At 70.3% G+C, this 20,781-nt stretch carries 26 protein-coding genes; 10 read left to right on the plus strand and 16 right to left on the minus strand.

Translation table 11 applies throughout. From position 1 onward, the window contains the following. Positions 1-7: 7 nt before the first annotated feature. Both IEZ27_RS10885 and IEZ27_RS10890 read right to left on the minus strand, forming a co-directional pair. Positions 8-1,144 (minus strand): aromatic ring-hydroxylating oxygenase subunit alpha, encoded by a 1,137-nt coding sequence (locus IEZ27_RS10885; RefSeq protein WP_229823860.1) that lies wholly within the window; start codon positions 1,142-1,144, stop codon positions 8-10. 65 nt (positions 1,145-1,209) lie between these two features. Next, entirely contained in the window at positions 1,210-1,779 is a 570-nt protein-coding gene (locus tag IEZ27_RS10890) for a hypothetical protein (protein ID WP_229823861.1), read from the minus strand. A 48-nt stretch (positions 1,780-1,827) separates the two neighbouring features. Here IEZ27_RS10890 and IEZ27_RS10895 point away from each other — a divergent pair, with 48 nt between their 5' ends. Continuing rightward, the gene (locus IEZ27_RS10895; protein WP_189647083.1) at positions 1,828-2,310 is read left to right on the plus strand and encodes a hypothetical protein; all 483 of its coding nucleotides are present in this window, start codon (positions 1,828-1,830) and stop codon (positions 2,308-2,310) included. Positions 2,311-2,387: 77 nt separating this feature from the next. Beyond that, entirely contained in the window at positions 2,388-3,269 is an 882-nt protein-coding gene (locus IEZ27_RS10900; protein ID WP_189647084.1) for a hypothetical protein, read from the plus strand. A gap of 22 nt (positions 3,270-3,291) precedes the next feature. On the opposite strand, the gene IEZ27_RS10905 is transcribed toward IEZ27_RS10900, so the two are convergent. The 4 genes from IEZ27_RS10905 to IEZ27_RS10920 all read right to left on the minus strand — a co-directional run bounded on the left by IEZ27_RS10905 (position 3,292) and on the right by IEZ27_RS10920 (position 4,824). Further along, a complete protein-coding gene (locus IEZ27_RS10905) occupies positions 3,292-3,645 on the minus strand; it encodes a YbaB/EbfC family nucleoid-associated protein (RefSeq protein ID WP_189647085.1) in 354 nt (117 codons plus the stop codon). A 17-nt stretch (positions 3,646-3,662) separates the two neighbouring features. Beyond that, the gene (locus IEZ27_RS10910; protein ID WP_189647086.1) at positions 3,663-4,046 is read right to left on the minus strand and encodes a hypothetical protein; all 384 of its coding nucleotides are present in this window, start codon (positions 4,044-4,046) and stop codon (positions 3,663-3,665) included. 74 nt (positions 4,047-4,120) lie between these two features. After that, on the minus strand, positions 4,121-4,483 hold the full coding sequence (locus tag IEZ27_RS10915; RefSeq protein ID WP_189647087.1) for a nuclear transport factor 2 family protein: 363 nt from the start codon (positions 4,481-4,483) through the stop codon (positions 4,121-4,123). A gap of 71 nt (positions 4,484-4,554) precedes the next feature. Beyond that, entirely contained in the window at positions 4,555-4,824 is a 270-nt protein-coding gene (locus IEZ27_RS10920) for a hypothetical protein (protein WP_189647088.1), read from the minus strand. A gap of 201 nt (positions 4,825-5,025) precedes the next feature. Between IEZ27_RS10920 and IEZ27_RS10925 the strand changes: the two genes are divergently transcribed. After that, positions 5,026-6,306 (plus strand): esterase-like activity of phytase family protein, encoded by a 1,281-nt coding sequence (locus IEZ27_RS10925; RefSeq protein WP_189647089.1) that lies wholly within the window; start codon positions 5,026-5,028, stop codon positions 6,304-6,306. Between the two features lie 28 nt (positions 6,307-6,334). Here the strand turns inward: IEZ27_RS10925 and IEZ27_RS10930 are convergent, their stop codons facing one another. From IEZ27_RS10930 to xylA, 3 genes are read right to left on the minus strand one after another with little or no spacing between them, the layout of a single operon-like run. Beyond that, the gene (locus IEZ27_RS10930; RefSeq protein ID WP_189647090.1) at positions 6,335-7,438 is read right to left on the minus strand and encodes a Gfo/Idh/MocA family protein; all 1,104 of its coding nucleotides are present in this window, start codon (positions 7,436-7,438) and stop codon (positions 6,335-6,337) included. Beyond that, positions 7,435-8,178: a sugar phosphate isomerase/epimerase family protein gene (locus IEZ27_RS10935; RefSeq protein ID WP_189647091.1), complete on the minus strand. Its 744-nt coding sequence runs from the start codon at positions 8,176-8,178 to the stop codon at positions 7,435-7,437. The genes IEZ27_RS10930 and IEZ27_RS10935 overlap by 4 nt, the downstream gene beginning before the upstream one ends. After that, the gene (xylA, locus tag IEZ27_RS10940; protein WP_189647092.1) at positions 8,175-9,326 is read right to left on the minus strand and encodes a xylose isomerase; all 1,152 of its coding nucleotides are present in this window, start codon (positions 9,324-9,326) and stop codon (positions 8,175-8,177) included. The genes IEZ27_RS10935 and xylA overlap by 4 nt, the downstream gene beginning before the upstream one ends. A gap of 89 nt (positions 9,327-9,415) precedes the next feature. Here xylA and IEZ27_RS10945 point away from each other — a divergent pair, with 89 nt between their 5' ends. Continuing rightward, positions 9,416-10,528, plus strand: a complete 1,113-nt coding sequence (locus tag IEZ27_RS10945; protein ID WP_229823862.1) for an ROK family transcriptional regulator — start codon at positions 9,416-9,418, stop codon at positions 10,526-10,528. Positions 10,529-10,531: 3 nt separating this feature from the next. On the opposite strand, the gene IEZ27_RS10950 is transcribed toward IEZ27_RS10945, so the two are convergent. Then, the gene (locus tag IEZ27_RS10950) at positions 10,532-11,047 is read right to left on the minus strand and encodes a DinB family protein (protein WP_189647094.1); all 516 of its coding nucleotides are present in this window, start codon (positions 11,045-11,047) and stop codon (positions 10,532-10,534) included. A gap of 90 nt (positions 11,048-11,137) precedes the next feature. Here IEZ27_RS10950 and lysS point away from each other — a divergent pair, with 90 nt between their 5' ends. From lysS to IEZ27_RS10970, 4 genes are read left to right on the plus strand one after another with little or no spacing between them, the layout of a single operon-like run. Next, positions 11,138-12,751, plus strand: a complete 1,614-nt coding sequence (gene lysS, locus IEZ27_RS10955) for a lysine--tRNA ligase (RefSeq protein WP_189647095.1) — start codon at positions 11,138-11,140, stop codon at positions 12,749-12,751. Then, positions 12,748-13,287: an AAA family ATPase gene (locus IEZ27_RS10960; protein ID WP_189647096.1), complete on the plus strand. Its 540-nt coding sequence runs from the start codon at positions 12,748-12,750 to the stop codon at positions 13,285-13,287. The genes lysS and IEZ27_RS10960 overlap by 4 nt, the downstream gene beginning before the upstream one ends. Before the next feature lie 60 nt (positions 13,288-13,347). Continuing rightward, on the plus strand, positions 13,348-14,076 hold the full coding sequence (locus IEZ27_RS10965) for a glycosyltransferase family 2 protein (protein ID WP_189647097.1): 729 nt from the start codon (positions 13,348-13,350) through the stop codon (positions 14,074-14,076). A gap of 19 nt (positions 14,077-14,095) precedes the next feature. Beyond that, on the plus strand, positions 14,096-15,067 hold the full coding sequence (locus IEZ27_RS10970) for a ketopantoate reductase family protein (protein ID WP_189647098.1): 972 nt from the start codon (positions 14,096-14,098) through the stop codon (positions 15,065-15,067). On the opposite strand, the gene IEZ27_RS10975 is transcribed toward IEZ27_RS10970, so the two are convergent. After that, positions 15,033-15,560, minus strand: a complete 528-nt coding sequence (locus IEZ27_RS10975) for a DUF6886 family protein (RefSeq protein ID WP_189647099.1) — start codon at positions 15,558-15,560, stop codon at positions 15,033-15,035. The genes IEZ27_RS10970 and IEZ27_RS10975 overlap by 35 nt on opposite strands. 74 nt (positions 15,561-15,634) lie before the next feature. On the opposite strand from IEZ27_RS10975, the gene IEZ27_RS10980 reads away from it, so the two are divergent. Beyond that, a complete protein-coding gene (locus tag IEZ27_RS10980) occupies positions 15,635-16,036 on the plus strand; it encodes a hypothetical protein (RefSeq protein WP_189647100.1) in 402 nt (133 codons plus the stop codon). A 2-nt stretch (positions 16,037-16,038) separates the two neighbouring features. Here IEZ27_RS10980 and IEZ27_RS10985 read toward each other — a convergent pair whose 3' ends face one another. Further along, entirely contained in the window at positions 16,039-16,452 is a 414-nt protein-coding gene (locus IEZ27_RS10985) for a hypothetical protein (RefSeq protein ID WP_185845111.1), read from the minus strand. 62 nt (positions 16,453-16,514) lie between these two features. Between IEZ27_RS10985 and IEZ27_RS10990 the strand changes: the two genes are divergently transcribed. Beyond that, positions 16,515-18,416 (plus strand): sensor histidine kinase, encoded by a 1,902-nt coding sequence (locus IEZ27_RS10990; RefSeq protein WP_189647101.1) that lies wholly within the window; start codon positions 16,515-16,517, stop codon positions 18,414-18,416. Here the strand turns inward: IEZ27_RS10990 and IEZ27_RS10995 are convergent. From IEZ27_RS10995 to IEZ27_RS11010, 4 genes are read right to left on the minus strand one after another with little or no spacing between them, the layout of a single operon-like run. Beyond that, complete coding sequence (locus IEZ27_RS10995; RefSeq protein WP_125644104.1) at positions 18,375-18,857, minus strand: NUDIX domain-containing protein; 483 nt, start codon at positions 18,855-18,857, stop codon at positions 18,375-18,377. The genes IEZ27_RS10990 and IEZ27_RS10995 overlap by 42 nt on opposite strands. A gap of 10 nt (positions 18,858-18,867) precedes the next feature. Then, positions 18,868-19,731 carry a TolB-like translocation protein gene (locus IEZ27_RS11000; protein WP_125644106.1) on the minus strand — a complete coding sequence of 288 codons (864 nt, stop codon included), beginning with the start codon at positions 19,729-19,731 and terminating at the stop codon, positions 18,868-18,870. Positions 19,732-19,755: 24 nt separating this feature from the next. After that, positions 19,756-20,496 (minus strand): MBL fold metallo-hydrolase, encoded by a 741-nt coding sequence (locus IEZ27_RS11005; RefSeq protein WP_229823863.1) that lies wholly within the window; start codon positions 20,494-20,496, stop codon positions 19,756-19,758. A gap of 9 nt (positions 20,497-20,505) precedes the next feature. Then, positions 20,506-20,646, minus strand: a complete 141-nt coding sequence (locus tag IEZ27_RS11010; protein WP_185845112.1) for a hypothetical protein — start codon at positions 20,644-20,646, stop codon at positions 20,506-20,508. Positions 20,647-20,781 lie beyond the last annotated feature (135 nt).

A 20,781-nucleotide genomic window follows, 5' to 3' on the forward strand; every position in this document is an offset into this window, starting at 1 on the left:
CCTCCTGTCACCCCTGGTTCAGGTGCCGGCGGTAGGCGTCCAGGACCAGGCCGTGGAAGTGATGGACGGCGTGCTCCGACAACCCCGAGCCGTCCGGGTCGTAGACGATCTTTCCTTGGCTGAACGCGGGTGTGCGCATACCGCGCTGGACGCTCTCCACCAGGGCGATGTCCTCCACCTGGAGCACCTCGTCGATGTACCGGATGCTGTCCAGCTCGGCCTCGTCGGGCTCGGCGGTCTCCAGGTAGAAGTCCCAGATCTCACGGGTACGCTCCTGGCCGTCCGGGATGATCTGGAGCACCATGAAGTTCCCGCGGCCGGGGTAGCGGAGCAGGCACGTGTTGGGCCACAACCACCAGACCGCGTGCTCGGTGACCGTCGCGCCCGAAACGTCGTACGCGGAGTTCTCCGCCTTCCCCGCCTGGGCCATGTGGCTGGAGTGGATCCCGTACGTGGTGACCTTGTAGGTGCTCATGTCGACCAGGGACACGAAGTCCTTGTGGGCCACGTGACAGTGGTAGCACTCCAGGAAGTTGTCCACGACGTTCTTCCAGTTGGAGGCGATGTCGTAGGTGAGCCGGCGGGCCAGGGTCAGCTCGGCCACGTCCGGCGCCCGCGCCGCGATGTCCGCCTCCAGGTCCCCCGCCTGCTCGGACAGGGGGGCCGCGCCGGGGTCGAGGTTCACGTAGACCATGCCGCCGAACTCGGCGACCTGGACCTGGTCCAGGCACACCGCGGAGGGGTCGAAGCCCGGCATGCCGCCGGTGTTGCGCGCTCGCCTGAGGCGGCCGGTCAGGTCGAAGTTCCAGGCGTGGTACGGGCACACGATGCTGCGCCGGACGCCGGAACCGGACAGCAGTTCGTGCGCCCGGTGCTTGCACACGTTGTAGAACGCACGCAGCGTACCGGCCTCGTCCCGGACGGCGACGACGGGCATGCCGGCTACCGTGCCCGTCACGTACCCGCCCGGCTGCCGCAGCCGCTCCACGTGACACAACCACTGCCACGTACGGGCGAAGACGGCCCGCTGGTCGATGTCGTACCACTTCGGATCGGTGTAGGCGTCGGCGTGCAGGGACATCGACAGGGCGGGATCGGGGTGGTATCCGGCGGAGATGTGATCGAATGCGGGGGTCGAGGTCACCGTACCTCCGATGCAGAGCACAAGCGCGAAAGACCGCGCTACCGGCATCGAGGCTAATGATCCTTTCAACAAGGATTCAAGGGCCCAGAGCCATACCCCTCAGCAGCCGGAGGAAGTGCCTGAATGCAGGCCGGCGAACAGGCGTTGACCAGCAGAGGCAGGACGTCCGTGGCGACCCGCAGGGAGATCCACACCTGCGAGGGACCGGTCTCGCCGATCGGCCGGTCGCAGACGCTGCACGTACGGATGACCGTGGCACCCCAGACCCCGGGATCCGGCTCGCCGGCCGCGTCCGGGCGTGGCCGCAGTTCGGGGAACGGCGGGCGCAGCTTGAAGTTCCCGTAGAGCGAGCGGGTGCTGACCGTACTGCGCCGCAGCCCGCCACACCTGGTCAGCTCGTACGGGAACCAGTGCAGGCGGTGGGAGGTGTACGGGGTGAACTCCTCCAGGCCGGCCATCGCGCCGATCTCCGGCGGGATCCGTACGAGATTGCTCCCGTAGAGCACGAGATGCTTGACCTCGGTCAGCTTGGCGATGGAGGCCGGTAAGGTCACGATCTCCCGCCGCTCGTCCGGGCTCAACTCCACGAGCGGCCGGAACACCTCCCGGCCGTCCGCCGCCGCTTCCTCGATCAAGTCCAGGAGATGCAGCCATCCCGGCGCCGAGGTGTCCTGTCGCTCGGCATGGAATCGCACGTCCTTTGGCTGCCGCTGCCGCCTGTGCTGGTCGAAACAGTCACACCGATCACGGTCGGCCTTTCCGCCGGGCCCGACCGCGTCCTTCCACAGATTCTCGAAAACCCGCTCGTTCTCCGCCATGCTGCCCCAAGATACGGCGGGTGTCGCTACCTCGGGGGGCGTCCGGGGTGGCTTCGGGGAATGATTGCCGTTCGCTCGTGCGCCGGAGGAGGATGGCCACCGGTTCTCGTTCAAGGAACGACCAGCGCATTCTCCATTTCGCTCGCTGATCTCGATGTCCTTCATGGCCATGTCGATGTCGTCGAGCTGCGACACGGCGGTCTGCTCGGCCTTGGTGATTATCGCGCCAGCCGACGCGGTGAATTTCAGCGCGAGCGCGCCGAACTGCGACGGGTGCGCGATGGGCGAAGGGCAGCTCTATCCATGCCGGTATTCGAGGGTGAGCAGAAATCGGGGTGGTGTTTTTGAGGAAATTGGTGGGATGATCGGATAACTGATCACGAGAAAAGAGGTGTCGGGTGAGTCCGTCTTCCAAGGCGCTCCCGATGGCGGGATTCATGTTCTCGGCCGCCGGGGTGGGTGGCGTGGTTCTGCAGATGTTGAGCGTGGCCTATCCCGATGGCGACCCGGCCAAGGCGCGGGCCGCGGCGGAGTTGTTGCGGCAGCTCGCCGGTCGGGTGGACGTGAGCCTGGACGACGTGGAGGAGGTGGCGGCCCGGGTCTGGCGTCCGCCGAGCTCCGGTGTGGGCATCGACGCTTTCAGGACGTACTTCACCAAGGAGGTGGCGCCCTATCCGCCCCGGGTGTCGGCCTACATCCGGGGGCTGGCGGACGCCGTGGACGACTACGCGAACCTGCTGGAGCAGACGCAGCACACGCTGCGGACGATGGCCATGATCCAGTGGCTGGAACTGCTGATGTTCTTCTGCTGGCCGGCGATCGACAAGAAGGTCCAGGTGATGATCAACTGGGCGATCCGCAGGTCGCAGGCACGCCTGCTGCTCAAGATGTTCGAGAACGCGGTGGGGAAGCGGTTCATCTACGCTCTGGGCGGCAGTCTCGCCTACACCGTGCTCGACCAGGCGGTCGTCGACGGGCTCAAACTGGCGAGGGGCGAGGACACCGGTTCCTGGGGGGACCGCGGCGAGTACATGCTGAAGAACTTCGCCGCGGCCATGGTCTTCTACCATGTCGATCCCGCCAACTTCGGCAAGGCCGCGAACGTGTTGCCGAAGAACCCGGCGGCCCGGAACGCGGTCGTGTTCCTGACCGGATCCAGCATCTTCACCACCACCGCGAACGCGCTCAACCGGCCCGGCGACGTGGCGGACGATCCGGTCAGCCTGTTGCCGACCTGGCAGCAGATGCTCGCCAAGCTGGGGGTGGCCGCGGGCCAGGACCAGTTCAGGCGCTGGCGCAGGTACTGAGGAAGGGCGATCACGAAGTCGGTCAGTCCTGGGTGAAACGCCGGACCTCGCCGGCGAAGGGGGCCAGGCCGTTCGTCATCAGGCCGGCCATCTGGGCGGCGAGGTCCTCGGCGGCGGCGCCCGCGGCGGCGAGTACGGCCTCCGCCACGGCGTCGGCGCCGAGCCGCATGGCCCGTGGGTCGATGCGCAGGCCGCCGAGCGCGCCGGTCGGCAACACCTCGGCCCGCACCTGGCCGTCGGCGGCCTCGCCCCGGCCGCGGACGGCGTCCAGGCTCTCCTGCAGCTTTTCCAGCGGGCGCACGTCGGCCTGGAACTGGGCGAGCAGGCCGCGCATCTCCTCGTCGAGGTAGGGGGTGGGGTCTTCCTGGGCGGTCATCGGCTGGCTCCGGGGTGTCAGGTGGGCTTTGCGGTCTGCGGGGCGAGCTTGGGCGGGTCGGACACTTTCGGCAGGGATTCGATGGTTGCCCAGTTCGCGATGTCGAAGCTGGTCTTCATGTCGGCCAGGCGGTCGGCCACCGCGGGATAGACGTCACGCAGGGCGTTGACGTAGGTCTCGGCCTTCTTCAGGGCCGTGGAGTAGTTCTTCCTGAACGTGTTCCCGGTCTCGTCGGTGCCGGCGAAGTCGCCGAGCGCGGCCAGGGCGTCGAGGATCCGGCGGGTGTCCGTGGTCAGTTCGTTGTGTTCCGCGAGAAACGCGCCCGCCGCCTTGGTGAAGGTGCCGCCGCGGACATCGGTGATCGGCAGGCCGGGCGGTGCGGGTGGATCCGGAGTGGGCATGGCTTTCCTCCTGTCGGTACGCCGCCGCCGGAAAGGCGAGTTCCCTACAATACCGACAGGCTTACTGGGTTCGACTATGGGGTGTGGACGGGGGCGAGGTCGGCGAAGATGCGGTAGTCGGAGATCAGGCCGTCGTCACGGGTACGCCAGATCGACACGGCCACGACGGCGGCCTCCTTCCCGTCGAGCCGCTGGTACGTCACCTCGGTCTCGGCGATGGTGTCGCCCTCGACCTGCCAGTCCCTGACGATCCGGTGCCGCAGGCCGCCGATGGTCGAGTAGAACGTCCGCAGCCCGGCGGCCACGGCCTCGCGCCCCACCATGGGCTCGGCGTTGCCGAACACAAAGGTGGCGTCCTCGGCCAGGAGTTGCGCGAACTTGTCGGGGTCGAACGAGTCGACCGTGCGGAAAACGCGTCGTACCACCTCGTGGGACATGTCGATCATTCCTCACGTGTACGGGGTCGCTGCTGGGGACGATACGGGACGACGCGTTCCCTGACGATGGGTCAGCCGGTGGCGGGGTCGGCCGGGGTCTCGTAGGAGATCGCGACGATCGCGCTGATGGCGAGGTTGTGCTCCCGGGCGCCGCCGGTCGCCGGGTCCGAGGACTCGACGGTGACCAGGGAGTCGCCTCTGCGGGTGACGTGGCCGGTGAAGGAGTCGCCGCTCAGCAGGCGTACCGAGATGACCCGGTTCTCGTGGCGGGCGTTGTCGAGAAGGGCGATCCAGGAGGTGGTGAGTCCGGTTCCGGGAGGTTCGAAAGGGTCTTGGGCCATAGTTCTTTCCTGCCCGACAGAAGAAGGAGAGAACGGCCGGATCGGCGACCTCACCAGCAGGCAAGGAGCCACCCACGCGCATCACGACATGTCACCCATCGGCACGAATTTCGTGTGAAGTCATGTGCGCTTCAGCAGCCCGTCATCAAGCGTCGATACCTTTCGACCCCTATCTGGAAGTTTGCTGCCAAGGGAAGCGTCATGTCTCGTTCGTTCATCGCCGTGCTGGCCGTCGGCGCGGCCCTCGCCACCACCGTCGCCGCACCCGCCGACGCCGCCTCGGGGCGTCAGCCGCGCATCCTGTCCGACGTGACGCTGCCCGCCCCCGACCTGGCCGCCTTCGAGCCGGGCGTCGTCAAGGACTCGCGCGGCGTCAAGCTGGGCGGCGTCGGCAGCGGCCTGTTCCCGGCCCGTCGTTCCGGCGAGTACTGGATGGTCACCGACCGCGGCCCGAACGGTGAGCCCAAGGTCAACGGGGAGAAGCGGCGCACGTTCCCGCTGCCCGAGTTCGCGCCCGCGATCGTCCGCGTCGCCGTACGGCACGACACGGCGCGCATCGTGGAGAGCATCCCGCTGAAGACCTCCGACGGCACCCCGATCACCGGCCTGTCCAACCAGCCCGGCCACGACGAGACCCCCTACACCTGGGACGGCCTGACGCAGCTCCCGTACGACCCGAACGGCCTGGACACCGAGGACATCGTCACCGACGGCCGCGGCGGCTTCTGGCTGGTCGAGGAGTACTCCCCGTCGCTGCTCCACGTGGCGGGCGACGGCCGCGTCCTCGCCAGGTACGTCCCCAAGGGCCTGAACCTCACGGGCACCGGCTACCCGGTCCACGAGACGCTGCCCGCGATCTTCGCCACCCGGCAGCAGAACCGCGGCATCGAGGCGCTCGGCGTCTCCCAGTCCGAACGCGCCCTGTACCTGGCCGTGCAGAGCCCGCTCGCCAACCCCGACAAGAAGACCGGCAAGGCCTCGAACACCGCCCGCATCCTGCGCGTGGACCTGCGTACCGGCCGCCCGACCGGCGAGTGGGCCTACACCATGGAGAACGTGGCCACCTTCGACCCGGCGGCCGAGCAGGGCGACATGAAGATCTCCGCCCTGAACGTGCTGAGCCCCGGCCGCCTGCTGCTCCAGGAACGCACCGACGCCGTGGCCCGCCTCTACACCGTCGACCTGCGCAGGGCGACCAACCTGCTCGGCGGCCCGCACGACGACCCGGCCACCACGCCCTCGCTGGAGGCGTCGCTGCCGGCGAACGTCACCGTCGCGCCCAAGGCGCTCGCCGTGGACCTGGCGGCGATCCCCGGCCTGCCCGGCAAGATCGAGGGCGTGGCGCTGCTCGACCCGGTGACGCTCGCCATCGCCAACGACAACGACTTCGGCCTTGGCACCTTCGACGCCGACGGCCGCCTGGTCGACTCCGGCGTGACCAGCCGGATCCTGACGATCCGCCTGGCCAAGCCGCTCTTCTGAACCCTCCTCGACGGGACGGGTCCCGGCGTCAGGACAACGTGCTCGCGTACGGGTCCCAGCCGCCGGGCAGGAGCTCAGGAGCCGTCACGGCCGAGGTGACCGTACGGAACTCGGCGCGTTCGCCCGACTCGGTGATGGCCTCCATGAGCTCCAGCACGTGCAGCGTCAGCTCGCCCGAGGCCCGGTGCGGCGTGCCCGCGCGCAGCGACCGGGCCAGGTCGAGCACGCCGACGCCGCGCCCGGCCGTGCTCTCGGCGACGGGCACCTCCCGCCAGTCGGCGTCGTGCGGGCCGCGGACGAGCAGCGGGCCGCCGAAGGTGTTGGGGTCGGGCAGCAGCAGGGCGCCTTCGGTGCCGATGACCTCGATCAGCTTGCGGCCGACGGGCGAGTCGAAGCTGAAGGTCGCGGTGGCGGTGGCCGTGCCGGGGAAGTCCAGCAGGGCGTTGACGTGGGTGGGGACGTCCACGGGGAACAGCGTGCCGGCCTTGGGCCCCGAGCCGACGACGCGCTCGGCGCGCGCCCTGCGCGTACTGCCCGCGACCCGGGCGACCGGGCCGAGCAGGGAGACGAGCGCGGTCAGGTAGTAGGGGCCCATGTCGAACAGCGGGCCGCCGCCGGGCCGGTAGTAGAACTCGGGATCGGGGTGCCAGGACTCCGGGCCCAGGTTCTGGAACGCGACGGTGACCGCCACCGGCTCACCGATCAGACCGGAGCGCAGGGTGTGCGCGGCCGTCTGGAGGCCGGGGCCGAGGAAGGTGTCGGGGGCGCCGCCGACGCGAAGTCCGCGGTTCGCGGCCTCGGCCATGACCTTGGCCGCTTCGTCCAGGTTCAGGGCGAGCGGCTTCTCGCCGTACACGTGTTTGCCGGCGCGCAGGGACTCCAGCGCGACGGCCGCGTGCGCGGCCGGGACCGTCAGGTTGACCACGATCTCGACCTCGGGCAGGGCGAGGATCTCGGCCAGGCTGCCCGAGGCGGGCACGCCGTGCTCGCGGGCCGCGGCGGCGGCCCGGCCGGCGTCGAGGTCGGCGACGCCGAGCACCCGCACGTCGGGGAAGGCGGTGAGGTTGCGCAGGTACTGGCCGCTGATCACCCCGGCGCCGACGACGGCGACGCCGACGGGTCCGCCGTTCATGAGCCCTCCAGGCGGGTGAGGTGGGCGTGGCTGTCGGCGAGGGCGGTGAACAGGTCGGTCGCGCACGTGTCGAGCTCGACGATGCGCCAGGCGTCCGGCGCGGCGGCCAGGATCTCGGGCACGGGCATCGCCCCCGCCCCGACCGCCGTGTGCGGCTCGCCCTTGACGACCGGCCCGTCCTTGACGTGCAACGCCCGCGTACGACCGGCCAGGCGGCCGAGCAGGGCGGGCACGTCCGCGCCGCCCACGGCCGCCCAGTACGTGTCGATCTCCAGGAACACCTCGGGGGCGAGCAGGTCGGCCAGCACCTCGATGGCGTGGCGGCCGTCGATCCTGGGCTCGATCTCCCACCAGTGGTTGTGGTAGCCGAGGCGCATGCCGTGCCCGGCCGCCTGTTCGGCCAGGCCGTTCAGCAGGTCGGCGGTGCGCGCGAGGCCGTCGCGGGTGGTGAACTCGGCCTCCGGGATGCCACCGGGGATGATCACCAGGTCGGCGCCGACCGTGGCGACGGCGTCGAGGACCTCCGCGGGCTCCCGGTCGAGCAGCGCGTACGCGTGCGTGCTGGACACCGCGAGGCCCAGGTCGTCGATCACCCGGCGGAAACCCTCGGGGTCGGCGGTCGGGTCGAAGGGCTCGACGGCGCCGTAGCCGATGGCGGCGATGCGCTCCAGCGTGCCGTCGCGGTCGGCGGCGAGCTGGTCCCGGACGGTGTAGAGCTGGACGCTGATGGGCCGGGTCATCCACGGACCCCCATGAGGTGCTCCAGCGCGAGCTGGTTGAGCCGGGTGAAGTGGAAGCCGCGCCGGGCCGCCGCCTCGTGGTCGAAGTCGTCGCCCGCCAGGTCCTGCCAGGTCTCGCCCGGGGCGAGCGTGGGTTGTGCCAGCTCGTCCACGCGGGAGGCGCGCAGCGCCTCCTGGACCTCGGGGTCGGCGCGGAAGGCGCGCGACCTGTCCTTCAGGATCAGGTACGTGCGCATGTTCGCGGCGGCCGAGTCCCACACGTCGTCGGGGTCCTCGGTGCGCAGCGGCTTGTAGTCGAAGTGCCGTGGGCCGTCGTAGCCGCCGTTCTCCAGCAGGTCGACCAGGAAGAAGGCGCTCTTGAGGTCGCCGTGGCCGAAGATCAGGTCCTGGTCGTACTTGGGGCCGTGCTGGCCGTTGAGGTCGATGTGGAACAGCTTGCCGTGCCAGAGGGCCTGGGCGATGCCGTGGACGAAGTTCAGCCCGGCCATCTGCTCGTGGCCGACCTCCGGGTTGAGACCCACCATCTCGGGGTGTTCCAGGTCGTTGATGAGCGCCAGGGCGTGGCCGATGGTGGGCAACAGGATGTCGCCGCGCGGCTCGTTGGGCTTGGGCTCCAGGGCGAAGCGCAGGTCGTAGCCGCGGTCGAGGACGTACTGGCAGAGCAGGTCCAGGCCCTCCTTGTAGCGGTCGAGGGCCGCCTTGACGTCCTTCGCGGCGTCGGACTCGGCGCCCTCGCGGCCGCCCCAGCACACGTACGTGGTCGCGCCGAGCGAGGCGGCCAGGTCGATGTTGCGGATGACCTTGCGCAGGGCGTACCGGCGGACGTCGCGGTCGTTGCTGGTGAAGGCGCCGTCCTTGAACACCGGGTGGGTGAACAGGTTCGTGGTGGCCATCGGGACCTTCATCCCGGTCTCGTCCAGCGCCTTGCGGAAGACGGCGATCGCCTTGTCCCGGTCGGGCTCGACGGCCAGCAGGTCGTCGTCGTGGAAGGTGACGCCGTACGCGCCGAGCTCGGCCAGGCGGTGCACGCTCTCGACCGGGTCGAGCGGAGGACGGCTCGCGTCGCCGAACGGGTCGCGGGCCTGCCAGCCCACCGTCCAGAGTCCGAAGGTGAAGCGATCGGCAGGTGTGGGAGTGAAGGATGGCATTGTGGGCGTCCCCTACCTTTAGTCCATAATCTGCACATAATCCTGAGGAGGCACGCATGGCGGCGTCAAGGGGGGTCCGGCATGATTCCATGCGTGCCCGAAATCTGGCCGTGGTACTCCAGGCCGTCCACCGTGACGGGCCGCTCACCAGGGCCGGGCTGGCCGAGCTCACCGGGCTGACCAAGACCACCGTGTCCAGCCTGGTCGGGGCCCTGCTGGAGGCCGGGGCGGTGAGCGAGTCGGGCGCCGTGCGCGACGGCGAGCGCGGGCGGCCCGGGGTCGCCGTGGCGCTGAGCGGGCATCGCGTGGCGGCGCTCGGGCTGGAGGTCAACATCGACTACCTGGCCGCCTGCGTGGTCGACCTCACCCGGTCCGTACGCCTGCGCCGCACCCGCCCGGCCGACAACCGCGGCTCCGACCCGGCAGAAGTGCTCCAAAGGCTGCGCGACCTGGTGAAGGAGGTCACCGCCGAAGCAGAGGGGGCCGGGCTGCGGATCATCGGCGCCGCCCTGGCCGTGCCCGGCACGGTCGAGGGCGACCTGCTGCGCAACGCCCCCCACCTGGGCTGGCGGGACGTACGGGTGGCCGACCTGCTCGACCTGCCGTGCGCGGTCGACAACGAGGCGAACCTGGCGGCGCTCGGCGAACTGTGGTTCGGCTCGGGGGCGGCCGACTTCCTCTACGTCTCCGGCGAGATCGGCGTCGGCGCCGGGCTGGTCGTGGACGGGACGGTGTTCAGGGGCACGTACGGGCTGGCCGGCGAGCTCGGCCACGTCGTCGTGACCCCGGACGGCCCCGCCTGCCGGTGCGGCGGGCGGGGTTGCCTGGAGGTGTACGCGGGCCAGGACGCCCTGCTCGGCGAGCTGGACTCGGTCGCCACCCTGGTGACCGCGCTGGCCGAGGGCGACCGGCGCGCACTGGACGCCTGCGGACGGGCCGGGGACGCGCTGGGGGTGGCGCTCACCTCGGCGGTGCACCTGCTCGACCCCGGCAGGATCGTGCTGGGCGGGATCTTCGCGCCGCTGTTCCCATGGCTGGAGTCATCGGTACGCGGCGCCCTGGCGGCCCGGCTGCGGCAGATGCGCGGCACGCCGCCCGCCCTGGCGGTCTCGGCCAACGGCGCCGACGCGGCCGTGCTCGGGGCCGCCGGTCTGATCATCCAGCGGATCGTCGCCGATCCCGCGGACGTGCTGGGCCTGTGAGGGTCAGTAGTAGCCCTTGTTCCCGTCGACCAGCTCTCTGACGATGTCGAGGTGGCCGGCGTGCCTGGCCGTCTCCTCGACCATGTGGATCAGCACCCAGCGCAGCGAGGACGCCGCCGACCGGAAGTCGGGGTGCTTGCCGACGTCGTCGAGCGAGTGGGCGGCCACGATCTCGTTGGAGCGCTCGCACTGCTTGGCGTAGTCGTCGAGGAGCTGGGCCAGCGTGACGCCCTCGACCAGCATGTCGGCGTCCTCGGGCTCCTCCAGGAACTGCGGGTTGCCCTCTGAGCTGCCGCCCAGGAAGAGCACCTCGAACCAGCAGTGCTCGGTCCAGCGCATGTGGGAGATCAGCCCGGCCATCGTCATCAGCGGCGAGCTGGGCAGGACGACACGGTGGGCGTCCGCCTCGGACAGGCCCTCGCACTTCCAGTGGGCGATCGCGCGCTGCATGTCCAGCCAGCCGACGAGCTGGGTACGTTCGTCGGCCACGAAAGGCGGACGTACACGAGAAGGCGTCATGGGCGCCGAGGCTACTTCAGGCCCGTCCGGCAACGCACCGTATTTTCCGCTGGTTGGCGCAGAAGCCCGGCGAGCCACGACAATGGCGCGATGGCGGAAAGTGCAGAGGCCGACTGGGTCTCCAGGTTCGCGGACGAGGTGATCTCCGAGGCGGAGCGTCGTGCCCCGGGCAAACCGATCGTCTGCGCCTCCGGGCTCAGCCCCTCGGGCCCCATCCACCTCGGCAACCTGCGCGAGATCATGACCCCCCACCTGGTCGCCGACGAGATCAGGCGGCGCGGTCTCGACTGCGTCCATCTGCTGTCCTGGGACGACTACGACCGTTTCCGCAGGGTGCCCGCGGGCGTCGACCCGGCCTGGGCCGAGCACATCGGCAAGCCGCTGACCTCCGTGCCCGCCCCGCCCGGCAGCCCGCACGCCAACTGGGCCGAGCACTTCAAGGCCCCGATGGTCGCCGCCCTGGCCGAGCTGGGGATCGACTACCGGGGCATCAGCCAGACCGAGCAGTACACCTCCGGCGCCTACCGCGAGCAGATCCTGCTGGCCGTGCGCGAGCGGTCCAGGATCGACGCGATCCTCGACCGGTACCGGACCAAGGAGGGCGTGCGGGAGGTGGAGGACTACTTCCCGTACAAGCCGTACTGCGAGTTGTGCGAGCGCGACCTCACGCGGGTCACCGCGTACGACGACGAGACGACCGAGCTGGCCTACACCTGCGAGTGCGGGTTCGGCGAGACCGTGCGCCTGGCCGAGCACGACCGCGGCAAGCTGGTGTGGAAGGTCGACTGGCCGATGCGGTGGGCGTACGAGGGCGTGGTCTTCGAGCCGTCGGGCGTCGACCACCACTCCCCCGGCTCGGCCTGGATCGTCGGCGGCCAGATCGTGGGCGAGGTGTTCGGCGGCGAGCAGCCGATCGGCCCGATGTACGCCTTCGTCGGCATCACCGGCATGGCCAAGATGAGCAGCTCCAAGGGCGACGTGCCGACCCCGGCCGACGCGCTGGAGATCATGGAGGCGCCGGTGCTGCGCTGGCTGTACGCCCGCCGCAAGCCGGCCCAGTCCTTCAAGATCGCCTTCGACCAGGAGATCCAGCGCCTCTACGACGAATGGGACGCCCTGGGCCGCAAGGTCGGCCTCGGCCAGGCGCAGCCCGCCGAGCTGGCCGCCCACAACCGCGCCGTGAGCACCGCCGCCGGGCCGCTGCCGGCCACGCCGCACCCGGTGCCCTACCGGACGCTGGCCTCGATCGTCGACATCACCACCGGCCACGACGAGCAGGCGCTGCGCATCCTGCGCGACCTCGACGCCGTCGAGGACCTGGCGCAGGCCCGCCCCCGGCTCGACCGAGCGCAGCGCTGGGTGGCCGACCACCTGCCCGCCGACCAGCGCACCCACGTACGCGAGACGCCCGACCAGGAGCTGCTCGACTCGCTCGGCCAGACCGAACGGGAGTCGCTGCGGCTGCTGGCCGAGGGCCTCGACGACTGGACGCTCGACGGCCTGACGAGCCTGGTCTACGGCGTGCCGAAGCTCCAGGTCGGCCTGGCCGCCGACGCCAAGCCCACGCCGGAGCTCAAGGCGGCCCAGCGCGCGTTCTTCGTCCTGCTCTACCGGCTGCTGGTGGGCCGCGACACCGGGCCGCGGCTGCCGACGCTGCTCATGGCCGTGGGCGCGGAGAGGGTGCGGAAGCTGGTCGGCGGGTGAAGGGCGTCGTCCTGATCACCGGCATCTCGGCCTCGGGCAAGTCCACGGTCGCCCAGGCCCTGGCCGAACGCCTGCCGCGCTCGGCGCACGTCCGGGGCGACGCCTTCCGCCGGATGGTGGTGGGCGGGCGGGCCGAGATGGCGCCCGGCTCGGAGGAGGAGGCGGTGCGCCAGCTCCACCTCCGCTACCGGCTCGCGGCCCAGACGGCGGACTTGTATTTCGAAGCCGGATTCACGTCTATTGTGCAAGATGTGGTTCTTGGGGCTGACTTGGAGCGGTTCACCAAGTGGGTCCGAAGCCGTCCGCTCCGGGTGGTCGTGCTCGCCCCCGACGCCGCCGCCGTCGAGCGCCGCGAACGCGAACGCGCCAAGACCGGCTACGGCACCTGGACGATCTCCCAGCTCGACGCCGCTCTACGGGCCGAGACGCCGAGGATCGGCCTGTGGCTGGACACCTCCGGACAGACCCCCGGCGAGACCGTCGACGAGATCGTCGCACGCTCGGACGAGGCATTGGTCGGTGGAGATCGCATATAAGTAGGATCACTGCAAGGCAGTGTCAAGTGGGCTGCATGTGTGCAGGTGCACCTTGTAGCCATGAACAAGCAGCCCTTCGCCGCCAGTGTCAGTGTCATCGTCCCCGCGATGAACGAAGCCGAGAACCTTCCCCACGTCTTCGCCACGCTGCCCGCCTGGATCGACGAGGTCATCCTGGTCGACGGCAACTCGACCGACGACACCGTCGCCGTGGCGCGCAGGCTGCGCCCCGACCTGCGGGTCGTCGTGCAGAGCCGGCGCGGCAAGGGCAACGCTCTCATCGAGGGTTTCCAGGCGGCCCGAGGCGACATCATCGTCATGATCGACGCCGACGGCTCCACCGACGGCAAGGAGATCCACTCCTTCGTCGAGACCCTCATTGACGGCGCCGACTTCGCCAAGGGCTCCCGGTACGCCCCCGGCGGCGGCTCCGACGACCTCAGCCCCATCCGCTCGCTCGGCAACAAGGTCCTCACGGGCCTGACCAACCTGCTGTACGGCACCCGCTTCACCGACCTGTGCTACGGCTACAACGCCTTCTGGCGCGACCACCTGGACGCGATGGACCTCGACTGCGACGGCTTCGAGATCGAGACCCTCATGAACGTCCGGGCCGCCCAGGCCGGCCTGGTCATCCACGAGGTGCCCAGCCACGAGCGCTCCAGGATCCACGGCGCGAGCAACCTGCACGCCGTACGCGACGGCTGGCGCGTGCTCAAGACGATCATGCGGGAGCGTACGCGTGGGACCGCCCTGATCCCGCAGACCGAAGTGGCGCTCGCGAAGTAAGAAGTGACATTCTCGGACAATGCGCTACATAGTGATCGGAGCAGGAGCAGTCGGCGGCACCATCGGCGCCCGCCTCCATCAAGGCGGGCACGACGTCGTGCTCGTCGCGAGAGGGGCGCACTACGAGGCGCTCAAACGTGACGGACTCCGCCTGATCACCCCTGAATCCGACGAGACCCTGCACATCCCCACGGCTCCCGGCCCCATCCCCACCCGCGACGACGACGTGCTGATCCTGGCCACCAAGTCGCAGGACACCCTCGCCGCCCTCGCCCCCTGGCCGGTGGACGTCCCGGTCGTGTGCGCCCAGAACGGCGTGGCCAACGAACGTACTGTCCTGCGTAAGTTCGAGCGGGTCTACGGCATGTGCGTGTGGCTGCCCGCCGAGCACCTCGAACCCGGCGTCGTGGTCGCCTACGCCCGCCCGTACTCCGGGTTGCTGCACGTCGGGCGTTATCCCCAGGGTGTGGACGACCTCGCCGGGCAGATCGCCGACGACCTCGGCAAGTACGGCCTGCTCGCCCGCGCCACCCCCGACGTCATGCGCTGGAAGCACGGCAAACTCCTCAACAACCTCGGCAACGCCGTCGAAGCCCTCGCCGGGCACGCCGACGGCATGTACGCGCTCATCGAACGGGCCCGCGCCGAGGCCGTCCGCGTCTTCGACCACGTGGGCATCCCCTACTCCACCGCCGAGGACGAGCAGCGGGTCCGCGGCCACCAGGTGGACGTCGTCCCCGTCGAAGGCGTCGAACGCGGCGGCGGATCGTCGTGGCAGAGCCTGGCCAGAGGCAGCGGCTCGATCGAGGCCGACTACCTCAACGGCGAGATCGTCCTGCTCGGCCGCGAGCACGGCGTGCCGACGCCGGTCAACGAGGTGCTGCGCCGCGAGGCCGACCGGCACGCCCGCGAGAAGCTGCCGCCCGGCTCGATGCCGGTGGAGAAGCTGGCCGCGCTCATCGACGCGCGTTCCGCAGCCGAATCCCGCTGAACTGCATGCTGCTGCCCGTCACCTCGTGCCAGAACGACCACAGGTTGTCCAGCAGGCGTAGCTGAATGCCCGCCTGCTCGTGCAGCTCGAACAGGTCGCCCACCGGTTCGGGCGGGCCGATCGGGACGACCGGGACCTTCGACACCACGGCGTGCGGCGGGTCGCCGATCGGCGCGAACTCGGCCGCGGGCAGGCGGTAGGCGTACAGCCGGACGTCCATGATGGCCCTGAGCCAGCCGTACTCGACGGCGTGGACGCGCTCGCCGCAGCCCGCGCCGGCGATCCGGGCGACGTCCTCGTCCGAGGTGTCCGGCCCCCGCCACGCCATCGCACGGGGGCAGGCGCGCGGGAACCAGTAGTCGGGACAGCGGTCGTGGCCCACGGCCCACACGTACGGCTCCCCCAGCGACGACGTCACCGCGACGTGGGGCACGAACCGCTCGATGGTCGGGTCCTCGGAGAAATGCAGCACCTGGCCAGGATCGGGTCTCATAACCGCCATCATGCGCATACCCCGCCCGCGTCAGGGCAGAAGAAACGCGCTCTGACGACAAGGGGTGAGTTCGGATGGTCTTATTGGGTCTGATCCTGGTCCTGCTCGCCGGCGGCGCCGTCGCCCTGGTGGCGACCGAGGAGACTTCCAGGTACATCCTGTTCGGCAACACGTACCAGCTCGATCATGTGCAGATGTTCCTCGCCGGAGCGGTCACCGCGGCCGCCCTGCTGGCGGGACTCTGGCTGATCGGCTCCGGGTCGCGCAGGACCGCCAGGAAGCGCCGCAGGCTGCGTACCGCACGGGCCGAGGCCGCGGGCCGGGTCTCCCGGCTGGAGGACGAGAAGCGCAACCTGGAACGGCGACTCGAACGCGACCGCGTGACGGGCGACCGGGCCGCGAACGACCGGGCCGCGGGCGAACCGGTCGACGGGGACCGGCTCGTGGCGGGCCGTACCGACGACACCAGACCGTGAGCTCAGGGGCGCGAGGGCAGCAACTTGCCCTCGCGCCAGAGCGCGAACCCGGTGACCAGCGCCCCGACCCCTTCCCAGAGCCCCACGCCGAAGAACTTGCCCGGCGCCGCCCCCGTCAGCACCAGCGTGGTGAACACCGCGAACGTCACGAGCCTGAATGGCACGGTCCATCGAAAGAACGGCGTGTAGTCGGCGGAAGCCGCGAAAACGTAATAGACGCCCATGTTCACCGCTGCCATGGACGAAGCAGCCATGTAGACCAGCGTGTAGTCACCGGACGGGCGTACGTCGAGCACCTCGAAACCCAGCAGGACCAGCAGAGAGTTCGGCGAGAGCAGCCCGAAGAGCCCGAGTACGAAGGCGAGCAGGCCGAAGACGCCGATGGTCCAACCGGCGGAAGAACGCGGAAGACGCACAGAAATCCTTCCAAAGGGGGGTGTAATCTGCGAGGCGCTCTCATCATGCACCCGGAGGTCGCATGCCCCCCACGCGTGGCCGTCCCATTGCTCTGAAGCTCCTCATCCTCCTGCTCGTGCCGCTGCTGTCCCTGGTCGGACTGTGGGCGTTCGCGGCGGGTCTGACCGGCGGCGACGGCCTGCGCCTGCTGGAGATCAACAAGCTGGCCTCGCACCTGGCCACCCCGTCGGAGCGGGTCAACGTCCAGCTTCAGAACGAGCGGCTGGCCTCGGTCGAGTTCCTGGTCACGCGGCGGGGCGGGGACAAGCTGGCCAGGCAGCGCGGGCAGACCGACCGGACCGTGGCGGCCTTCCGCAAGCTGGCCAAGGACCAGCGCGGCATGTCACCCGAGATGAGCTCGCAGCTCGACGCCCTGAACGGCAAGCTCGACCTGCTGGGCGGCATCCGCGCCGAGGTGGACGACCGGACGGTCGCCCCGCTCGCCGTGATCGACGGCTACAGCCAGATCGTGGACGCCTCTTTCCGCATGTACGACGCCATGGTCCTGGTGCCCGACATGTCGCTCTACCGGCAGGCCAGGGCCGTCACCATGCTCGGCGAGGCCAAGGACCTGCTCTCGCGCGAGCGCGCCATGGTCGTCGTGGTGCTGGCCAGAGGGCGGGTGGAGGCCGTCGAGCGCGAGGCGTTCACCGGGATGGTGGCGACCCGGCGGCTGCTGTACGCGCAGGCGCTCTCGCACCTGGACAGCAGCCTGCGCGGCCCGTACGAGGAGCTGGCCGGCTCGCCCGTCTACAAGGAGTTCCTCGACGCCGAGGACGCCATCAGAGGCCAGGCCGCGATGAACGGCCTGCCCGCCACCGCCGCCACCTGGGAGGTGGACGGCCAGAACCTGTGGACCGCGCTCGAACGCAACCAGGCCGGGATCGTCGAGGGCATCGTGGACCGGGTGAACCCGGCGGCCTCGACCATCCTCATCAAGATCGGCGTGGCCGGCGGCGTGGGGCTGCTCGCCGTGCTCGCCTCGATCCTGTTGTCGCTGCGCTTCCGCAAGCGCCTGGTCCGCGAGCTGGCCGGGCTGCGCGACGCGGCCGCCGAACTGGCCGAGGTGCGGCTGTCCGGGCTGGTCGAGCGGCTGCGTACGAACACGCGCCCGCCCACGACCGCCGAGATCGCGCCGCTGGAGGTCAGGACGGAGACCTCCGAGGTCGCCGACATCGTACGGGCCTTCAACCACGTGCAGTCCACGGCCGTCGAGGCCGCCGTCGACCAGGCGAGGCTCCGGCACGGCGTCAGCCAGGTCTTCGTCAACCTGGCCAGGCGCAACCAGTCGCTGCTGCACCGGCAGTTGCTCCAGCTCGACAGCATGGAGCGGGCCACCGAGGAGCCCGAGATCCTGGCCGACCTGTTCAAGCTGGACCACCTGACCACCCGCATGCGCAGGCACGCGGAGAGCCTGATCATCCTGTCCGACCAGGCCCCCGGACGCGGCTGGCGCAACCCGGTGCCGATCCTCGACGTGCTGCGCGCCGCGGTCGCCGAGGTCGAGGAGTACGAGCGCGTCGAGATCCACCAGCCGCCGCAGGCCGCGTTGCTCGGCGCGACGGTCACGGACGTGGCCCACCTGCTGGCCGAGCTGGTCGAGAACGCCACGCTCTTCTCACCCCCGCAGACCAGGGTGGACGTACGCACCGCGGGCACCCCGAACGGCCTGATGATCGAGATCGAGGACCGCGGCCTCGGGCTGCCGCGGATCGAGCTGGACGAGCTCAACGACCGGCTGGCCAAGATGCCGGAGTTCGACCTGGCCCAGAGCGACCGGCTGGGCCTGTTCGTGGTCGGCCGCCTGGCCGCCCGGCACGACATCAAGGTCACCCTGACGGCCTCGCCCTACGGCGGCCTGACGGCGATGGCCTTCCTGCCCTCAGCCCTCCTGGCCGACCAGCCGGTCCTCGCCGGGAGCTAGGTACGCCATCCCACCCGACTCCCGCGCCCGCGCGGCGGCCAGCAGCCGCCTGTGGGCATGGGGCGGCAGCAGGCGGGCGGCCTCCTCGTGGGTGTGGAAGCCGTACTCGTCCAGTTCCTCGGCCTGCAACGTGATCGCCGTGCCCGACGGGATCACGCCGCAGTCGAACATGAAGTTGACCATCGCGTACGGCACGTACGCCAGCCCGTCGACCCAGCTCACGGCGAGCAGTCTGCCGACCTCCAGCACCAGGCCGAGCTCTTCGGCGACCTCCCTGGCACACGCCTGCGCCGGGTGCTCGCCGGCGTCGATGATGCCGCCGGGGAAGGACCAGTGGTCGCGGTAGTTGGGCTTGACGAGCAGCGCCCGGCCCCGCTCGTCCGTGATGTACGCTGCGGCCCCGGTGACGACCCGGTTGACCGTGGACCAGAAATCGTTCACCGGGCCAACGTTACGGCAGCACCTGGAGCAGGGCCTGGGTCCTGGCCTTGGCCGGCTCCTCGACCCGCTGGGCCTCCTTGCCCGCCGCGTCCAGCACGACCAGGGTGTTGTGCGCGCTGCCCGCCACCCGCACGACCAGCCGCCCGTCGGCGAGGTAGAACGCGCCGATCAGCCTGCCCTTGACGGCCGGGGTGAGCTGCTTGCCGGTCACCAGGTCGACGACGGCCGGCTTGAAGGCCGCGGGCCAGCTCCCGTCCCCCAGGGCTTCGGGGTTGGCGGGGAACTCCACGACCGCGTTGCGGCCGTTCGGCGACAGGCTCTGCACGTGGGTGACGAGCTTGACGCCCTTGGCCTTGACGGACTTACCGGTCTTGACGTCGAGCCGGTAGACGGCGTCGGCCTCGCCGGTGTACCCCGCGAGGTAGCGCCCGCCCGCCGCCCAGGCCAGGTGGCACACGCCCTTGGAGGTGCCGAGCCGGCGCGCGCCGGTGCCGTCGGCCCTGACGGCCATGATGGTCTCGCCCTTGGCGTAGGCGATCTGGGTGGAGTCGGGGGACCAGACGGGGGTCAGGCACGGCGTGCCGCCCTGGAGCTTGGTGGCCGCGGTGACGGTCTTGGCGCCGTCCTTGACCTGGAGGTTGCCGCCGTCGGTCACCCAGGCGGCCTTCCTGCCGTCCGGCGAGGCCGCGAACTGCGGCAGCGCGCCGATCTTGGCGAGGGTGCTCCACTCCCCGGCTTCGTAGCGGGTGAGCTGGTGGCCGGCGCTTGCGTAGACGGCGGCGCCCGTGAGCTCGGGCGCGGTGGCCGCCGACGCCACGGCGGGGGCCACCAGTACGGCACCGAGAGCGACACCGGCCACAACACGAATCTTCATGACAGCCTATGGTGCCGTAGCAGATCAAAGACGCATGAACGGCTCGCTGAAATGCGCGGTCGCGATCGTCGCGCGCTCGGCGCGCAGCGCCGCCAGGACGTCGGCGCGGGTGCGCGCGGCGGTCTCCTGGTCGTCGTCGTAGACGTAGTGGACGCCCGGATCGGCCAGTTGCACCGGGTGGAGCACGAGGTCGCCGGTGATCGCGAGGTCGCCGACCCGGGCGATCTGGTGGCCGGGGGTGTGTCCGGGCGTGTGCTGGACGTGGATGCCCGGCGCGACCTCGGCCTGGCCGTCCACGACGTGGAGCAGGCCCTTGATCGGCGTCAGGAGCCGGTCGAGCGCGACGCCGGAGGTGCCGTCGACCTCGGCCCGCTGGAGCACGTGGCGGGCGTTCTCGAACACGGGCCCGCCGTCCGCGACCGCGCCGCTCGCGTGGTCGCTGTGCAGGTGGGTGAGGATGACGGTGTCGATGTCGGCGGGCGCGACGCCCGCCGCCGCCAGCTCACCGATCAGTACGCCGGGAACGGGCGCCCAGCCGGCCGCCGGGGAATCCTCCCCGCCGATGCCGGTGTCGACGAGGGTGAGGCGGCCCGCGCCGTCGCGCAGCAGGTAGCAGTGGAAGTGCAGGACCCACTGATCGTCATCGGGGCTGGAGCCGGGGAACATCTCGGCGAGCGGGAGTCGGATCGCGGGGCCCATCGGGCCCACCGCGTCGCAGAGGGGCGTCACCTCGACGCCCGAAACGGTGATGGGGCTGTGCTTCATCCCGCCAGGCTAGGCGGCCACGGGCTGGCGCGGAACGTACTCGTTCTCGACGTCGGCGGCGAAGACCGCGCGGCGGCAGTGGGCGCAGCGGTACATGATCGGGCCCTCGTCGAGCGTGTGGTGGCACTGCGGGCAGTGGACGGTCTGCATGGTGATCCCCCAAGGAGTTCGGATGTCTCTATGGAACCCCCGTCGAGTTGCAGGGGTCCTGCATGTCACTTGACACGATGCCGCTGCTTTTCTGGGGGTTCTGTGCCTTTCGCTACACCGGTGGCCGGTAGTTTT

The sequence above is a fragment of the Nonomuraea spiralis genome, assembly GCF_014648435.1.
In the GTDB taxonomy this organism is placed as follows: domain Bacteria; phylum Actinomycetota; class Actinomycetes; order Streptosporangiales; family Streptosporangiaceae; genus Nonomuraea; species Nonomuraea spiralis.

Bases quoted from the DNA above. Each gene is read 5' to 3' on its own strand.
- IEZ27_RS10895 (WP_189647083.1), top strand. From the start codon at position 1,828: ATGGAATCGCACGTCCTTTGGCTGCCGCTGCCGCCTGTGCTGGTCGAA.
- IEZ27_RS10900 (WP_189647084.1), top strand. From the start codon at position 2,388: ATGGCGGGATTCATGTTCTCGGCCGCCGGGGTGGGTGGCGTGGTTCTG.
- IEZ27_RS10905 (WP_189647085.1), bottom strand. From the start codon at position 3,645: ATGACCGCCCAGGAAGACCCCACCCCCTACCTCGACGAGGAGATGCGC.
- IEZ27_RS10910 (WP_189647086.1), bottom strand. From the start codon at position 4,046: ATGCCCACTCCGGATCCACCCGCACCGCCCGGCCTGCCGATCACCGAT.
- IEZ27_RS10915 (WP_189647087.1), bottom strand. From the start codon at position 4,483: ATGTCCCACGAGGTGGTACGACGCGTTTTCCGCACGGTCGACTCGTTC.
- IEZ27_RS10920 (WP_189647088.1), bottom strand. From the start codon at position 4,824: ATGGCCCAAGACCCTTTCGAACCTCCCGGAACCGGACTCACCACCTCC.
- IEZ27_RS10925 (WP_189647089.1), top strand. From the start codon at position 5,026: ATGTCTCGTTCGTTCATCGCCGTGCTGGCCGTCGGCGCGGCCCTCGCC.
- IEZ27_RS10930 (WP_189647090.1), bottom strand. From the start codon at position 7,438: ATGAACGGCGGACCCGTCGGCGTCGCCGTCGTCGGCGCCGGGGTGATC.
- IEZ27_RS10935 (WP_189647091.1), bottom strand. From the start codon at position 8,178: ATGACCCGGCCCATCAGCGTCCAGCTCTACACCGTCCGGGACCAGCTC.
- xylA (WP_189647092.1), bottom strand. From the start codon at position 9,326: ATGCCATCCTTCACTCCCACACCTGCCGATCGCTTCACCTTCGGACTC.
- IEZ27_RS10945 (WP_229823862.1), top strand. From the start codon at position 9,416: ATGCGTGCCCGAAATCTGGCCGTGGTACTCCAGGCCGTCCACCGTGAC.
- IEZ27_RS10950 (WP_189647094.1), bottom strand. From the start codon at position 11,047: ATGACGCCTTCTCGTGTACGTCCGCCTTTCGTGGCCGACGAACGTACC.
- lysS (WP_189647095.1), top strand. From the start codon at position 11,138: ATGGCGGAAAGTGCAGAGGCCGACTGGGTCTCCAGGTTCGCGGACGAG.
- IEZ27_RS10965 (WP_189647097.1), top strand. From the start codon at position 13,348: ATGAACAAGCAGCCCTTCGCCGCCAGTGTCAGTGTCATCGTCCCCGCG.
- IEZ27_RS10970 (WP_189647098.1), top strand. From the start codon at position 14,096: ATGCGCTACATAGTGATCGGAGCAGGAGCAGTCGGCGGCACCATCGGC.
- IEZ27_RS10975 (WP_189647099.1), bottom strand. From the start codon at position 15,560: ATGAGACCCGATCCTGGCCAGGTGCTGCATTTCTCCGAGGACCCGACC.
- IEZ27_RS10980 (WP_189647100.1), top strand. From the start codon at position 15,635: ATGGTCTTATTGGGTCTGATCCTGGTCCTGCTCGCCGGCGGCGCCGTC.
- IEZ27_RS10990 (WP_189647101.1), top strand. From the start codon at position 16,515: ATGCCCCCCACGCGTGGCCGTCCCATTGCTCTGAAGCTCCTCATCCTC.
- IEZ27_RS11000 (WP_125644106.1), bottom strand. From the start codon at position 19,731: ATGAAGATTCGTGTTGTGGCCGGTGTCGCTCTCGGTGCCGTACTGGTG.
- IEZ27_RS11005 (WP_229823863.1), bottom strand. From the start codon at position 20,496: ATGAAGCACAGCCCCATCACCGTTTCGGGCGTCGAGGTGACGCCCCTC.
- IEZ27_RS11010 (WP_185845112.1), bottom strand. From the start codon at position 20,646: ATGCAGACCGTCCACTGCCCGCAGTGCCACCACACGCTCGACGAGGGC.